Source organism: Agarivorans sp. DSG3-1 (genome assembly GCF_046774965.1).
Classification (GTDB): domain Bacteria; phylum Pseudomonadota; class Gammaproteobacteria; order Enterobacterales; family Celerinatantimonadaceae; genus Agarivorans.
Genome location: NZ_CP177241.1, coordinates 3106601 through 3122868, shown reverse-complemented (window position 1 = coordinate 3122868; position 16268 = coordinate 3106601). Strand labels below are relative to the sequence as shown.

Sequence of the window (16268 nt, the reverse complement as noted above, 5' to 3'; positions counted from 1 at the left end):
TGCTTGTCATTAAGGCTAGTTAATGATGTGTATCACCTATACTGAGCTGGCGCACATCGTCCCAATCTTTGTCTTTGGCGACCACAAAACCTTTCATTTTAAGGCCATCCAATAAGGCTTGCTGCTCAGGTTTATTCTCCATTTCAACCAAAGCTTGCTGAATTTTTTTAACCACCTCTGCTGGCACCTCTGGGTGGGCAGCAATGGCATGAGGTGTATAATCTGGCGACTCCCACAGTATTTTCAATTGGTCGGTGACATCTGCGTCACCATTAGCAAAAGTGCGCGGTATTCCGCCACCAGCTGGATACAAGCCTGCCGCTACCGCGCGATATACCGAGTCATGCGAACCAACATACTTGGGTACAAACTCAACACCCTGTTGCTCTAAGTATCCTCGAGTGACTACACTCGCTGCAAAAGCCCGTGGAGCCGGAAAGACTAAGGTTTTACCATTCAATTGTTGAACATCGGTGATATTGATATCACTATCAGTCCTTACCACTATAATACCATTTAGCTTTTTGTCTTTAGTTTTAGCAAAAGCTTTATATCCTGGCGAAGCAGAAAACACTTGGTAATGAAAAGGATTCATGTAGGCAAAGTCATATTCGCCGTTGGCTAAACGCTTCTCAAACTCAGGAATACTGGGGGCGGTTTTAAACTCCACTTGATAACCACTGGTGTCGCTAACCGCATCTAACACGGGGCTCCACTGCAGTGCTAAACGGGTAGCCGATTGCTGTGGCACTATGCCAAAGGTATAGCTTTTTGCTTCAGCACTGCTGCTAATAATCGCCAAGATCACCAGCAAAATAGCCACTAACAACACGGTGACTTTAATCTGCATTTTTCGCTTTGCTTTGTACTGTTTACTCTTAATCTCGAGAAACGCTATATCTGGTTTCTGCTTACTCAATGTGGCTGATGTTCCATTGTTGGTTTGTAATATAAAAAACATATCATACCCTTATCGAAAGTAATTGAGAGTTAACAAGAATTCTTTGCAGCACACGCTGGAAACGAGGAAAGAAAATGGTAATTCGTGAGGTTTCTCTCACTAACTCAGATTGCAGGCTGGGATTAAAGCGATCGTTCATCACAACTCCGAGTAAACGAATGTCTTCGGTTCGTAGGTCTGCAATGGCCGCTTCAAACGCCGGGCGAGAAGTCACTCCAGCCATCATGGTCATAATGCTGGCATCACAACCCGCAAGAGCGCGTTGCGCTGATACGTTGCCACAGTTGTTTTGGTTAACTGCTGAAGTATCAATCAGCACCAACTGGTAACTTTGTTTCCACTGCTCTGTCCATTGCTCAATCACTCCTGGTTCTTTTAACGACAACAGCGATACTTTGTCTAAGGGTACTGGCAAGTAATCAATGCCCGATTGTGGGTCTTTAATCATTCCTTGTACCTTGCCTCTGTCCCAGCCTAAATCAAACACGGGTTGGTCAAAGTGACGGGGATGGTGCAAGTTAAAATCAACCACTAATACGCTACGCCCAGCTCCGGCTGCGCGCCTTGCAATGGCATCTACCAAGGTGGAAACCCCTTCCTCTGGTTGACTTGAGCTCACCCCAATACAGGTGTTTTGTTGAATCGGTATGCGCTGATATATGCGCTCCAACTCTTGATAAGTTGACGGTAAATTAATCATAGGAACCCCAACAATGCGCTAATGGTAACAATACGGAATACATCTTCCATGCCCTGGCGAGCTTTGTGCCAACCACTTTCTTCACGTGATGGAATGTAAACAGTGTCGCCGGCTCTAATCACTGGCAACATGCCAAAGTCACCGGTTTTAGAAAACTCTAATAGGTTGAAGGTACGCGCTTGGTCTTTACAGCAAGACAGGTTTACTACGGTGATTTTCTCAGGGAAACCATCGTTATCTACACCACCCGCTTCGGCTAATAAGTCCAACAAGGTCATATCATCGTTAAAGCGGTAGCGACCAGGTTTGTTTACCGAGCCCAATACCCGCACGGTGCGTTCTTTCTTTTCAGACAACCAGTTGCGGTCTTTTTCAGGAATGTAGATTGAGTCGCCCGGTACTACGTTTGGTAGCAAAGACTCATCACCTGTTTCGAAGTACATCGCTAAATCTAGCTTTGATACTTGTGAGTGTTTACCGTTGCGGTGACTAATTCGCACATTGCTAATGTCGGCTTTTTCCGACGGGCCATCGGCCGCTGCAAGAATATCCAGAAAGTGCATGCTTGGGTCAAAACGGTAGCGACCAGGGGCAACCACTTGACCAAATACGTAGATTGAATCTTCGCTGGCTTGGCGCACCCATTGTGATTTATTGTCACTTGGGTCATCTGGCAACTGCGGCACCATAATGGTGGTACCCGCCACAATCTGAGGTAAACGCTTATTGCTAATCTTACCCGCTAGGTAAGCATTTAAATCAAAGTTAACCGAGCGTGTATTGCCGTTAGCATCGCTAAACAACACCGTGATTTTAGCCATATCGGCATTAGGTTTAGGCCCGCCAGCATGCGCTAATAGGTCCATTAAGTTCATTTCGTTGGCCCACTCAAAGCGGCCTGGGCGGTTTACTTCACCCATTACTTTTACTGCACGGTTTGGTGATACCTTGGTCCACGACTTTTCATTTAAGTCGGTTTTCTCAGGAATAAATATCGCATCACCAGGTGTGATTTTTGGCAGCTGGGCTGTGCGCCCTTCGGTGAACGATTGCAAGTCAAAACGCTCAACCGTTCCGTTGCTGCGAATCACTCTAATTTGGCGGGTTTCAGCAAAGCGCGTTGGGCCGCCAGAGTTAGCTAATACATCTAAAAATCCAGCTGACTTGTTACCCTCGTACGCACCAGGCTTAAATACTTCACCCATTACATACACCGTATTTGCACCGGCTTTAATCTCTTCTTCTTGCTTAGGCACAAACACGGTAGTGCCGGCGCTTAACTGTGGCAGCAAGTTGCTGTCACCAGTATCTAAGTAGCGCTTTAAGTTAAACAGCTTTGGCTCACCATTAATGATGACGCGAATTTGCTCCACACTGGCATAACGAGTCACCCCACCAGCACGCATTAACATATCCACTAACGAGGCTGATTCTTTATATGAAAAACTGCCTGGGTTATATACCTCACCAAATACTTTAACTGCGGTACGATCTTCTGCTGCGTCGCCTTTGTCGTTAAGCGTTTTAGGGTCAAAATCCACCGCGACATTGCCAATTTTTGGCGATGCAGGCACAAACAATACATCTAAAGATTCCAGCTCAGGCAATACACTCAAATCGCCAGAATCTAAGTAACGCTTGTAGTTAAATATTTTGGCTTGCTCAAAGCTGTCGCGGCGCAGTTGCATGCGGTCTAACTGCGCGCCAGAACGTAAACCACCAGCGGCTTGAATCGCCATTTGAATGCCAGCACCTTCGGCTAACACCACTTCGCCTGGCTGGCCAACAAAACCTAATACACTAATGCGGATACGACGCTCTTCGAGTAACACACGCAAACCGGCTAAATCACGATAAGCTTTAGATAACTCACGCTTAATCTTTTCTTGCATTTGCTGCTCGGTAAAGCCCGATACCATGATTGGACCCACTTCTGGCAGAATTAATCGGCCATTTCGGTCTACCTCAAAGCTTTTATCGAGCGAGGCTTCACCAGGAAGAATAATGCGTACCACGTCACCCGCCTGTACTTGAGGGCTAGCCGCTAATGCATTGGCACTAAACACAATGCTCATAACAAAACCTAGAATCATCCATGCCGCCACAATGCCTTTACATACTTTTGAAGTATTCATGAGCGTGCTCCTTATTGACCACGTTGAGCGAAAAAGTGATTGTCGGCGTCGATAACGCTAATGGTAACTCGACGGTTAGAGTGGCGAATCGCGTCGCTTTCGCCTTCAGAATAAGGTTGTGAATCAGCCACTGCTGCTAGCTTAATCTGTTGTTCGTTCATACCCATCTCAGCCATGTAATCAGCCACCGCTTGGGCGCGAGCTAAAGATAAACGCTGCTTATAAGCCTCATCACCTTTGCTGTCGCTATGGCCGGTAATAATTAACGCTACTTTGCTCGCAGCAATAATTGGCGTGAGATTAGTGAGTTGGTCTTTGTAGGCTGGAGTCAGTTCGCTTGAATCAAAAGCAAACTGATTATTGCTGTTTAGCGCGTCGCTAATGCTGACCATTAATTGTGAAGATTGAATGTGGCCTAAGCGGTCGGTTTGGCAAGCACCGCTTTCGGTTACTCGGTCTAGGCGCTGCTCAAGCATGTTCACAAAGTGTTGTTGAATTTCGATATCATTGGCAGCATCAAAGGTTAAGCCACCCTCTAATTCACGAACAATGCGTTGCTGCTGCAAACGAGCCTGAGTGACAGAAGCAGGGAAACATAATTCGGCACCTTCTAACACCAACAAATCTAGCTGATGCTTAACTAATACCGCTTCAAAATGTAGACCGTGTTCTGGGCCTAATTCGCGAAGATCGGTAGTGCCAGTGTCGCCGTCCATCCAAGCCAATATAGCGTGTTGATGCTCAGCAAAACCACCGCGTCCTTGTTCTGGCCAACTGGTACAAGCTGAGGTCATTGTTAACAATACGGGGATAATAATGCTACGCATGATAGGCTCCTTGAGTCCTGCTTAAGCGGCGATAGAAGGTAAGGTGTCAACACTGTTTGGTTTACTAGGAAGCGTGTCTAACATGGTAATGATGTGGTTAACACGAAGCATCACGAGTAAATCCCGCGGCTGTTGTTGAGCGCCTACAATAATAAGACGACCACCCGCTGCATTTATGCGTTTGAACATAAATACCAACGCGCCAATACCAGAAGCATCTAGAAAATCGACATGCGTCAAGTTCACGATAACCAGCTTGCTGGCCGCTTGGTGACAAATGTTTTCAAACTGATTTTTGTGCTGAGCACAAGACTTAGCATCAAAGGCACCATTGATAGATGCTGTTACGTCGCCTTGGTCTGAAGTAGTTAGTTGCATATTCATAATTCGCTCCACAATTCTTGATTCTCAAGACTGTTAAAGCGAGTTCTGTGCCACTTACAAATTAGTATTTATAAACAATGGGTTATATGTGAAATCTCAAAGTAGAACAGTAATTTCAGATGGGATTAACAGTGCTTTCGCAAATTGCAATTTGGCTAGTTTAGGCTTTAACAGCCAATGCTTAATTAGTGGGTAATAGCAATTTAGGCCATAAAAAAGCCCGAGCGTTTTGGGCTCAGGCTTGGTAAACGAAGCGGTGTTGCTTAGAGTTTAAACTGATTAATCATGTCACCCAATTCATTATTGATGGCAGCAATACGCTGGGTTTCGCTACGCTGGCTTTTCCCTTCGTTGTTTAGGTTTTCTACCATGCCGTGGATTTGGTGCATGCTTTTATTAATGTCTTGAATAACAATATTCTGCTCGCTGGCCGAGGTAGATACCTGGCTATTCAATTCGTTAATTTGGTGAATAAAGTCACCCAGCTTTTGCAAACTGACCGAAGTTTTATCGGCCTCTTCTACCGTATCTGAGCAGGTATGTTCGGTACTGCCAATCGACGACACCACTAAGCTAGCTTCTTGCTTAAGTTTGGTTAAGGCCAAGCCGATCTCGCTAGTACTGGTTTGAGTGCGACTGGCGAGTGCTCTAACCTCATCGGCCACCACTGCAAACCCTCGTCCTTGATCTCCTGCTCGCGCGGCTTCAATCGATGCATTAAGCGCTAACAAGTTGGTTTGCTCGGCAATACTGCCAATCACTTCAACAATATTTTGAATACTCGCCGTTTCATTATTCATATTCTCTACGTTGCTAGAAGTTTCATGAATCTCAGTGGCTAGGGCTTCAATCTTTTGTTGAGTAGTTTTAATGGTTTGTACCGAGTCTTCACCGCTTTGATTGGCGTCATTGGCGTATTTGGCTGCGGCTGAAGTATTACCCTCTACTAGCTCAGCAGTATTAGATAACTCTTCAATAGCGGCCACAATTTGGGTAGTTTCGTTGGTATGCTGATTAAGAATCTCACTGCTGCTTTGGCTGTATTTATCCAGCGTTTCAATACCGTCAGAAAGCTTAGAGCGGGCACTGTTTATTTCTAATAGCATAGTTTGTAACTGTGCGATAAAACCGTTGATGCCTTGGGCAATGATGCCAATGTCATCGTCGGTTTTCACTTCTAAGCGCTGGGTTAAATCACCACTACCTTGGCCTAGTTCGGTCACTAAATCTCTAAGCTTAATAATCGGCTGGTAAAGCTGATTCAATACAAACAATAGAATAATAACCGACACTAAGGTTGCAACAGTAATAATGGTTGCTACTTTATAGGTGGTTGCTTGCAGGGGCGCAAACGCTGTTGATTCATCTACCGCAATCAATACATACCATTCGTTATCACCTAGTAAGCTCACTCGCTGGCTGACAAACAACGTTGATTGCTGATTAACATCGGCATACTGAATCGCTTTATCTTGTCCTATCAAGCCACGATAAACCTGCTTAAATACATCCAGATCAGCAATATTGTCTTTTTGCTTCACCCACTCGTTAGTAGAGGCTAATACCAAGCCACTTTTATCCACCACTAAACCTGTTGCACCGGCAATTTCGCTTAAAGAACTCAACTGCTTTTGCAGATGGTCAAAACGCAAATCAGCCATAATCACCCCTTGCTTGATTGGGTGCATCACGCCAACCATTGGCACGCCATCGCTGCGCGTAAAAAACACATCGCTGAGTGACAAAGTAGCGGTCTTTTTAGCGGCTTTATACCACGGGCGAGTACGAGGATCGTATTTATCTAAACGCCCCACGCCCTCTGGAAAAGACTCAGAAGCTTTAGATACAAACGAAGAACCATCGTCAAAGCCAATAATCACCTTATACACGCCACCTAAGCGAGCGGTATATTCGGTCATAGCAACGTGGTTACTGTTTATGTTTTTCTCTTGGTATAACTTAGCGAGCTGATTAACCGCGCCGGTTGTGCGCTGAAACGAGGTATTAATCTCTGTAGTTTTTTGTTCAATAGTATGATGAATATCCCTTAACAAACTATTGGTAATCTGATCTTTTAGCAGAGTGTAAGAAAGGTAACCTGTTACTAATAAAGATAAAACAAGCATAAAAGTCATAGCCGACAGCAAGCTTGATTTAAAGCCAAAGCGATTCATCCATTTTCACCATTTGTAATATTATATATTTAATAATACTACTTTTAAGTGACACTTAATGTTAAACACTTCAACAAAATGAAACTCTATGACTGCAGAGTAAATACCTTCTTTTAACGTCTCACAAACATATTTCAACTACAACACACATTCTGCATCTGGTTCGCGGGCATTTTCAGCCCGTAAAGCAGAGATACGGTCAGCCGACATCGGTTTGTAGAACAAACAGCCCTTATCACTGCCCTTTACCAGCCACTACCACCCATACTGTTTTTATTAACACTCCCATATCTTGTATTAACCAACTACCACATTGGCTTAGGCTTAAGGCATAACAATGGTCATAAGCTAGCTTCTGTTTTACGTCTTCAATGCTTGAGTCATAAGCTAAATTCACTTGTGCTAGACCGGTGATCCCTGGCTTAATGCCTACCGTGCGTTCGCTATAAAAAGGAATGGCTTGCTCCAAGCTTTGATAAAACACTGGGCGCTCTGGGCGCGGCCCTACCAAAGACATTTCACCTTTAAGTACATTGATTAACTGCGGCAATTCGTCGATGCGTGTTTTACGGAGAAACTTACCTACGCAAGTAATTCGCTTATCTTGCTTGGTGGCCCACACCGCCCCACTCACTTGCTCAGCATCACTGCGCATACTTCTAAATTTATAAATTTCAAATAGCTGCACATAGTCTTTAGTGATTAACCCTACTCGGGTTTGCTGGTAAAACACAGGCCCCTTTGAATCTAGCTTTATCGCTAAGGCCATTAGCGGAAATAAGGGACTAAACACAACCAGTAATACACTGGCGCCCACTATGTCGAAAAACCGCTTGCCTGCACTAACCCATGGACTAACAAAACACGTTAAACGCTTTTTCTTAAGCTTTTTAGCCACATAATCCACACAGCCCAACATGCTAGAAAAATGGCCTTCGACTAAATAGTTAAGGCTACCTATGGCACCAGGCAACGTCAGCTTAGGCAATATTCTTGGCAACATGGCAAGGCTGTAACCTAACAGTTGCAAGGTAAAGAGTACCGCGAACAAGGTAGATTGAGTGCTTAATATCATTGCACCAAAGAAGCTAGTTAACATAAACAAAGGAATGGTTACGCGTAAAGCCTTGCCCGAGAAGAAAGTAAAAGCCACACCTTTAAAACGCGGTAACAACATATGACGCAAGCGAATTAATTGCTGCAAGTTACCGGCACCAATGCGTTTTCTGCGACTACGATCTTGGCTATCGGCCGCATGCTCAAGCTCTAAGGCGCGAATATTGGGCTCGTATATGGCGCGGTAACCTTGCGCTACAATATCCATAGGAATAACAAAATCATCGTTAATGGTGTCTTCTGGCATACGTCTAAATAGCGATTTGCGAATTAGATAAAAAGCCCCGTGCGCGCCTAGTGGCGCGCCCATTTCAGCTTCACAACGTTTCACTTCGCGCTGATAGTTCCAATATGCCTGCTCACCCACCGAACCTGGGCTAAGCAAATGATAATAACCACATACCACACCAACATCGTTTTGCTTGAATTGGCTCGCAGCAATGAGCATAGCATCTACCGAGATAAGGGCTGATACATCCGACAAGGCCACAATGTCGGCTTTGCTTTGACTGATGTGCTGATTTAATACCGCCACCTTGCCTTGATTTTGTAACTGCTCACAGACTTCTATTTCAAAACTGCAAAAAGTGAGTTCTTCCAAACACGCTCGCGCTTCTGCAGCGGTATCATCTGTGCAGCCATCGCAAATAATCTTAATCGTTAAACGGTCGTCTGGGTAATCCAGCGTGGCTAGGTTAATTAACTTAGCGGCAATGTAATCTTGCTCGTTGTAAGCCGGAATCAACAACTCAATAAGCGGTAACTGATCATCGTCTTCGCAATGGTGATATTTGCGCACCACTGAAACAGGTACCGCCTGCGTTGGCTGTTTATGCCCTTTGCTGAGAAGCTTAAGCAGCAAAGGATAAAGTGCATGATGATAAACCACCAAAAACATCGCGATCAGGGTTAAGTAAATAAGAGTATTCATAATCATGCCCCTATAAGTAACGATGGCGAAGTGCGGCGTAGTTACGCGCGGTGGTGCGTAAATCACCAGATTGCTTAACAAACTGGCGCGGATTGCCAGTAGCTGGCTTTTCTAGCTTAAGCTCTAAAGCTTGGGCCATAGCAAACGCTGAACCCGGCTCAACTAATGTGCCAGTGCGCGGGCATAAGGCTTCGGTAGATGCGCCTACATTGGTCACAACGGCGGGGACCTCGCAAGACTGTGCTTCTAATATCACTAACGACAAACCTTCGAAATAAGAAGGCAAACAAAACAGATCTAAGCTTTGGTAAAAGCGCGGCATTGACTCAATGGAGCCTAAAAAGTGCACGCGTTCTTGTAAGTGTAAAGATTCAACCAATTGTTCTAATTGCTTACGTTGGCTGCCATCACCTGCAAATGCTAAATGCACATCTTCTGGTAAAAACGACAATGACTCGATCAATACTGCTTGGCCTTTTTCTAATTCCAAGCGGCCAGCACAACCTATTAAACGAAAATGCTCTGGCAAACCCAGCTCACGGCGAGCCACTACTTTGCTACCTGGTGCAAAGCTGCGGGTATCTACACCATTTTTAATCACCTGCACTTTTTCATCATCAAAGCCTAAGGCAGCCTTTAACTCACCAGCCACTAAGTTGGCGTCTGCGACCAGCATAGGTTTAACAAATTTGAGTGCGGCAGCTTGTACCAAGCGGCGGCGTTGCTGGCGTAAATGCCATGCATCATGCTCGGTATGAATCACTACTTTCACGCCAGCTAAACGCGCGGCTATGCCACCATAAATAAGCGGGCCAATATGGTGGGTATGCACCACTGGCACTGCCCAGCGACGAAACAAGTTAACCAACTTCCACAAGGTTGAAAGTCGAAAACCCGGCTTTTTATCTAAAAACATCAAGCGGTCAGCAAAGGGGCGAAGGCGCGGCCATGCCGCCAGTGCTTCTTCTTTGTTGCCTTCCAGTGAGATAATTACCCCCTGCTCATGCGTCTCTTCCATGCGTTGTAAATCTAAGGCCATGGTTTCTATACCACCGGGCTGTAAGTGCTGTACGACTTGGATCCAAATACTCATCATGTAATCCTCTTTAATGCGATTCATTAAGCGGAGGAATACGGCTTAACACCGACACTCCAGCTATATCTTCAATATCTTTAATGGTGCGTAAACTTGAATCAGTTAACTCAGCCATCACCGCTAAGCTGATACCGATAGCAACGCCACCCACAAAACCAGCAACAACAAACATCCATAATGGCAAGGTAGACGGGCCACTAGGTGTATAAGCGCGGTCAATAATTTTGATTCGGTCAGCTTGCTCAAACACCCCTAACGCACCGGTTACTTGTGCCATTTCGTAGCGGGTTAACATGTTTTCATACAGGCTGCGTTTCACTCGCAAATTGCGATTTAGAATACGGAGTTGTTTCTCTTGCTCACCCACCGAGCCAATTTGTTGCTGTATAGAATTTGCCAAACTTTTTAATTGCGATACCTCTGCTGCTAAGGCGTCTACTCGCTGGCGAGCAATCATTAAGGCCTCAACTTGCACAATTAGCATTTCACCATTGGATTCAGTAATTGAGATTTGCTGCTGCAGTAAGGCAGAGCTGTCGGTTTTGCTTACCGCAGATTCGGGTAAAGCGAGCACTTCTTCTCGTTCTTGCTCCAAATGGCGCAGTACCCGTTTAATCGCCAAAACTTTAGAGTGCCCCTCGGTGTAGCGAGACATTAAGGTGGCCAGCTCAGCACGATTAAGCACAATTTGTTCTTCTAGGCGGGTTAACACAGGATTAGTGCGAGATAACTGTTGGTCAATGCTGCCTAAGCTTTGCTTAGCGCCCGCCAATTCGGCCTCGCGTTCAATTAGACGCTGGCGCACTCGCGATAGCCGCTCTGTATTTGCAGCATGCTGCTCGGGCAAACCATCAGAATGTAGCGTGCGATAATTCGCTAACGCTTGCTCTGCTTCTTCAAGCTCTATACTACTGGTACTTAAGTGCTCGCGAAGAAAGCGTTCAGACTCTTGAATAGACGAGCGCTCAGGGGCTAAAAGCTGCTCAATAAAATGTTTAGACACCGTTTCTAATAACTGACTCATGCCCTGCGGAGTGGTTGATTTGTAATCAATTCGAATCAAATCCTTACCCACTTGGCGAACCGTTAAGGCCGACGATAAACGCGCAATCACCTGCTCTTTACGCTGTGGGCTGTCGGTTTCAAACATCAAGCCTTGCTCAATAGCCACTTCGCTCAATACGTGGCGACTATGCAGCAAGGTGGTCAGCGCTTCCATTCGGCCTTCTACATTGGCCGATACGGCTAAATCTTCTAAAAATGGATTAAGGCTGGCAGTTTCCTGCACTAACATACTGGTATGCGACGCATATTGTTTGTCCGACATTAGTGACACAACAGCCCCAACAATCGGCATCAATAGAATAGGTAGAGCAATTAAGTAACGTCGACGCCATAGGGCATCAACAATTAAATATATTCTTGGTAGTAATTCGCCCATTGTATTCTCCACTTGATTCAAGCTTTGAATAGCGAAATCCGTACCAACATTTTTAATTGCTATTTATCATGCACTTAATGATAGTTTCAAGTTGAAATCTAGAGGGTATTGCATTTTGCAAGACAGTCTATAGCAGCAAAGCGTGTTCAAGTAATATCAGGGATGTATGGCGTAGCAATCTAGAGCGACACTTAACACAAGGCTTAGCGGATACAACATGCTAGGGTGACTATTGAAGATATTTATCAAAAATCATATCGTAGGTGCCATCTTCCTTCATGGCTGAAAGCGCTTTGTTGTATTCACGAATAACTGTGGAAAAGTCACGTTTTCTGGTGAATGCCAAGTAACTAGGAATGGCTTCTAAAGGAGGGGATAACTGCTTTATTTTATGGGCTGCCCCCAACGATTTTGCTGTACTAAAAACCACATGCCGATACGAAGGTATTAAGTCCACGCGGCCAGCCAGCAGCTTTCGAACATTACTTTTAGAGCTTTGAGCTTCATCAACGTTCTTGAATAACCGCTTCTCCAAAGCAGCGTCAAGCCTTGGGCCATAGCTAGTCTCATTGATGACGCCGATTGATTTATCTGCCAATTGTTGAATATCACCATCAAAGGTGATGGATGAATTAACAGAAACAAAAAATGCCTGTATTTGTGTTATCAGTACTTCGTTCGTATAACTCAAAAATGTTTGCCGTTCATTTGTTAAATATACTGAGAATATTCCATCGACAGTGCCTTCTTGAACCGACTTTAAGCATCTAGCCCAAGGCATTAACTTTATTTCAACGGTGAAACCCGCTCTTTCAAATGCTTCATTTATAACATCAACTAAAATACCTGTTTGCTCACCGTTCTCTATATACGAGGTAGGAATACTGTCAGCGGCGGCAGCAAGAACAATTTTTTCGGCATACACCGTCTCAGAATAAAGAAGCAGAACTAAAAAAACAAAGGATAGAGCTTTAAGCATTTGACTTGCCTTTGGCCACCAAAAAAGAGGTTCGTATACTACGACTGTATGACATATCGATGCTTTTACAAGCTGTGCAAAAAATTACAATAACGTTCAATTTGATATTTTAGCCAGCTTTTAGTCATGCTTAAGGCCTACGCACCCCACCCATTCTTATGAGTTTTCTGAACGACTGCTAACCTTAACATGCTCTAATTGTAGAGCCCAATAGCCCGACCTACCTTAGATAGCGAGTTATTTCTTAGCAGCAAGAACGTCCTCTAGCTCAAGCCCAGTTAGGCTATGAATAGTACGCCACAAGTAGTAGAAAACAGCCATCATCATCACCATAGATGGCAAGGCAATCATCGGGTAACTATATAGGGTTAACTGACCTAGCTCTTCGTTAAATGCAGACGTTCCGGCAGGGCTAGTGACTAGCCATTTGGCAAGGATATAGTTCATCGTCGCTGAAAAGGCGAAGGAACCAGCAATAAAATAGGTAGCCTTTAACAGGCGAACTTCAAAGGCAGCACCGCTGTTATGTTCTGCTAAACGTTGTTGGATTTTTTCCACATCCATAATGTCTGGGTTAAACAGCAAAGCTTTAACCAAAGGATAAGGAGTAAAGGTAGACACTAAAACGGCAATGCCTATCACAGCAGGAATGGCCGCTTCTTTAATGGCTAACCATTTGGTATCAAGCTCAAATAAACCAATACCACCCGTTAACAAAACACTTACCAAGCCAAGTAAGGCAATGAAATTAAATTTCCTATATCTAATTAGCTCGAAAAGCCCCCATCCAAGTGGAAAGGCAAGCGCTACAATCAAACCCCCACTAGCACCTAAGGCATCTTCGCCACTTAATTTCATGAGTACAAAAGACGGTAAAACGATACTGACAACTAGATCAACTAAGGGCCGTGGCTTATGTGTTGGAGAGCTTTTCATATTTTCTATGCGTTATTGCAAATTACGTAGAATGGTTATAACTAATTATCAACAATGAAACAATCGGCAAATAGCTTCCCGACGTTCTTTTGAATACTAATTCCTGTGCGAACCACTAGCTTAACTAGTGCCGCCATAGCCAAGCGTTGTTGAGCGTTTTGATGCCTGCACACGCAGAATCAAGTCACTAATTCAGTCAATGAGTTCATAGCTGCCAATACCCTAACAATTTCAAGTGGCTTGTATTTATCTAACTTGGCCCACGTATTTACTGGGTTTAAGAGCATAGCTGCAACACATCACGCTTATGCATTGGCAAACATACTGGAAATTGGCTACCGAAAACGAAAAACACTCGACAAGATAATAATGCCGAGTGCTCTTTTTACTACATTGATACGATTGCTGATTGTAGTATATGGCTGCTTTAGCCTACCAGTTTAAACTTGCCTACATTACTTTCTTGCTGGTTAGACAGCGCATTTAAGCGTTGCCCTTCCGCGGCAAGGGTATCTAAAGTTAAGCTATTTTCTTTAGCTTGCTGCGCCAGTAAGCCCATTTCTTGAGTGATACTGGCAGCACCTTCTCGCTGCTGTTCGGTGGCAGTATTAATGCTATGCGACATATCGCGAAGCTTTTGAATGTCTTTACTCACCGCCGTAATCGCCTCTGATAACTCACTGTTTAAGTTAAGCGTATCGCCCATTTTGCTGCGGCTTTCACCCATTAACTGCATAGAGGTACTCGCTTGTTCTTCTAAACGCGCCATAACTTTAGCTATTTGCTCAGTTTGCTCGCCACTGCGCTTAGATAACATTCTCACCTCATCAGCGACCACTGAAAACCCGCGCCCATATTCCCCAGCACGAGCCGCTTCAATAGCCGCATTTAATGCCAGTAAGTTGGTAGCGTCCGCGATGGATTGAATCACCTCTAACACCGTTTTAACGTCACCAATATCTTTCAGTAAGCTTTCCATTGCTCCATGAGTACTATTAATATGCTGATCTAAGGCTTGAATAGTTTGCTGATTTTGCTGCATAACCGCGGTACCGCTTTTCAGTCGCTTATCGGCGGTTTCTGTTTGCTGGAAAGAGTCACTCGCAATGCCGGCGATTTCTTGGCTGGCATTAGCCATTTGCGCAATCGCCGAACTCACACTGCCTAAGCTGGTATTTTGATTGTCGTTTTTGCCTTTAATGTCACCGGTTATACTGGCGTTACTGGTGGCCATAGTTTCTAGCTCACTAGTCACTTGCACTATTTCACTCAATGAATGATTGGTATTTTCTGCTACCTCATTCACCCAGCCAGCCACTTTAGCAAACTCCCCGCTCCATCCGTTTTGCATATGCAAAGTAAAGTCGCCATTCGCCATCGCGCGGGTTACCGTTGCTAAGTCGTCAATCGGCCGCTTAATCAAGCGATTGATTGAAATACACGAACCAACTGCAACCAACAAAGCAATAATACCGGCAATACTGGCGCTAAAGCTGACCTTTGTAACTAACCGCTCAGCATCACTTACCATTAGTGTGCTTTGCTGGTCAATACTAGTAACCAAATGTTTTAGTTCAACTATTTGAGCCTTGATATCAGCTTCTAGCTGGGTACGCTTTAGCCCAACTTGTTCAATGCTTTGCTGGTTTTTAAGCACCCTAGATAACAAACCTTGTGGCTCATTTACATGCTTGATAAAAAACGCCCAGTTACTTGTGATGTCTGCGTGTTTAGTAATAGATTCCACTTCAAAGCCAAGATCGTCAAAACTACTCGCTAAGCGCTTGGTGCTGGCACGAATCGTTTCTAATAATTTGGTAATGGCCGCAGGACTGTCTACAGATACCAGCTCAAAGCTCTTTAATTGCACCCGCTGCGATGCAGACATATAGTTTCGATAAATGTCGCGAATATATTGATCTTCTAAGGCATATGGCTCTACTTGATAGCCCATGTCGTTGTACAACTCGGTTGACTGTAAAACAAACTGGCTAAATATTTTCCTTAACTCAGCCTCTTCGGTATAGCTTTGAGAAAGCGCTTGGTAAACCAGAGACAACTCCTTATCCAAGTGATCTATCATTTGTCGAGAAGATTCAAAACCAGTGGCGGCGTTAGTTTGCTGTTGTACTTGTGAACGAGTGACCGCTTGCGCCAGTAATTGCTCAGTGCTATCGCGCAACTCTTGCCAATCGGCATAAAGAACATCAAGCTGCGACTGGTCTTCTGATGTGAGAATAGCCAGCACTAAGTGATTCATTTGTAAATAGGCGGCTTCGGCATCAGAGGCATTTTGCAAAGCAACTAACGAATGACTAGCCAGTTCCTGATTACGATTTTGAATGGTATTCAAGCCAATAATGGCAATTAAAATAGCGGTAACAAAGGTACTTGCGATCACCACAACCACCATTAACACCTGCCTAGGAATAGACATTTTACGTAAACGACCTAGAAATGAAAAAACCTGAAAATCTTTAAACATGCTGTACCCCATTACCAACATCTCTTTCCATAGTGCTGGTAGCAACTTAGCGAGGGTAAACATTTTCAGCAATCTGATTTACGTTTTTTTATGGTGAGGATCA

General features: G+C 44.5%; 12 protein-coding genes. All 12 read right to left on the bottom strand.

Going from position 1 to position 16268, the window contains the following annotated elements; translation table 11 throughout:
• Positions 1-19: 19 nt before the first annotated feature.
• Positions 20-961 carry a phosphate/phosphite/phosphonate ABC transporter substrate-binding protein gene (locus tag ACLD71_RS14530; protein WP_411991138.1) on the bottom strand — a complete coding sequence of 314 codons (942 nt, stop codon included), beginning with the start codon at positions 959-961 and terminating at the stop codon, positions 20-22.
• Between the two features lies 1 nt (position 962).
• Complete coding sequence (locus tag ACLD71_RS14525) at positions 963-1661, bottom strand: hypothetical protein (RefSeq protein WP_411991137.1); 699 nt, start codon at positions 1659-1661, stop codon at positions 963-965.
• Positions 1658-3796, bottom strand: a complete 2139-nt coding sequence (locus ACLD71_RS14520) for an SLBB domain-containing protein (protein WP_411991136.1) — start codon at positions 3794-3796, stop codon at positions 1658-1660. The genes ACLD71_RS14525 and ACLD71_RS14520 overlap by 4 nt, the downstream gene beginning before the upstream one ends.
• 11 nt (positions 3797-3807) lie before the next feature.
• Positions 3808-4623 carry an OmpA family protein gene (locus tag ACLD71_RS14515; protein ID WP_137675087.1) on the bottom strand — a complete coding sequence of 272 codons (816 nt, stop codon included), beginning with the start codon at positions 4621-4623 and terminating at the stop codon, positions 3808-3810.
• 21 nt (positions 4624-4644) lie between these two features.
• Positions 4645-5007, bottom strand: coding sequence for an STAS domain-containing protein (locus tag ACLD71_RS14510; RefSeq protein WP_411991135.1), 363 nt, complete (start codon positions 5005-5007; stop codon positions 4645-4647).
• Positions 5008-5270: 263 nt separating this feature from the next.
• Positions 5271-7181: a methyl-accepting chemotaxis protein gene (locus tag ACLD71_RS14505; protein WP_411991134.1), complete on the bottom strand. Its 1911-nt coding sequence runs from the start codon at positions 7179-7181 to the stop codon at positions 5271-5273.
• A gap of 235 nt (positions 7182-7416) precedes the next feature.
• Positions 7417-9228: a sugar transferase gene (locus ACLD71_RS14500; protein WP_411991133.1), complete on the bottom strand. Its 1812-nt coding sequence runs from the start codon at positions 9226-9228 to the stop codon at positions 7417-7419.
• 10 nt (positions 9229-9238) lie between these two features.
• Complete coding sequence (locus ACLD71_RS14495; protein ID WP_235836266.1) at positions 9239-10324, bottom strand: glycosyltransferase; 1086 nt, start codon at positions 10322-10324, stop codon at positions 9239-9241.
• Between the two features lie 10 nt (positions 10325-10334).
• Positions 10335-11765: a Wzz/FepE/Etk N-terminal domain-containing protein gene (locus ACLD71_RS14490; protein ID WP_411991132.1), complete on the bottom strand. Its 1431-nt coding sequence runs from the start codon at positions 11763-11765 to the stop codon at positions 10335-10337.
• 229 nt (positions 11766-11994) lie between these two features.
• Positions 11995-12744, bottom strand: a complete 750-nt coding sequence (locus tag ACLD71_RS14485; protein ID WP_411991131.1) for a substrate-binding periplasmic protein — start codon at positions 12742-12744, stop codon at positions 11995-11997.
• 237 nt (positions 12745-12981) lie between these two features.
• Positions 12982-13680 carry a VC0807 family protein gene (locus tag ACLD71_RS14480; protein WP_411991130.1) on the bottom strand — a complete coding sequence of 233 codons (699 nt, stop codon included), beginning with the start codon at positions 13678-13680 and terminating at the stop codon, positions 12982-12984.
• A 427-nt stretch (positions 13681-14107) separates the two neighbouring features.
• A complete protein-coding gene (locus tag ACLD71_RS14475) occupies positions 14108-16165 on the bottom strand; it encodes a methyl-accepting chemotaxis protein (protein WP_411991129.1) in 2058 nt (685 codons plus the stop codon).
• Between the last annotated feature and the right edge of the window lie 103 nt (positions 16166-16268).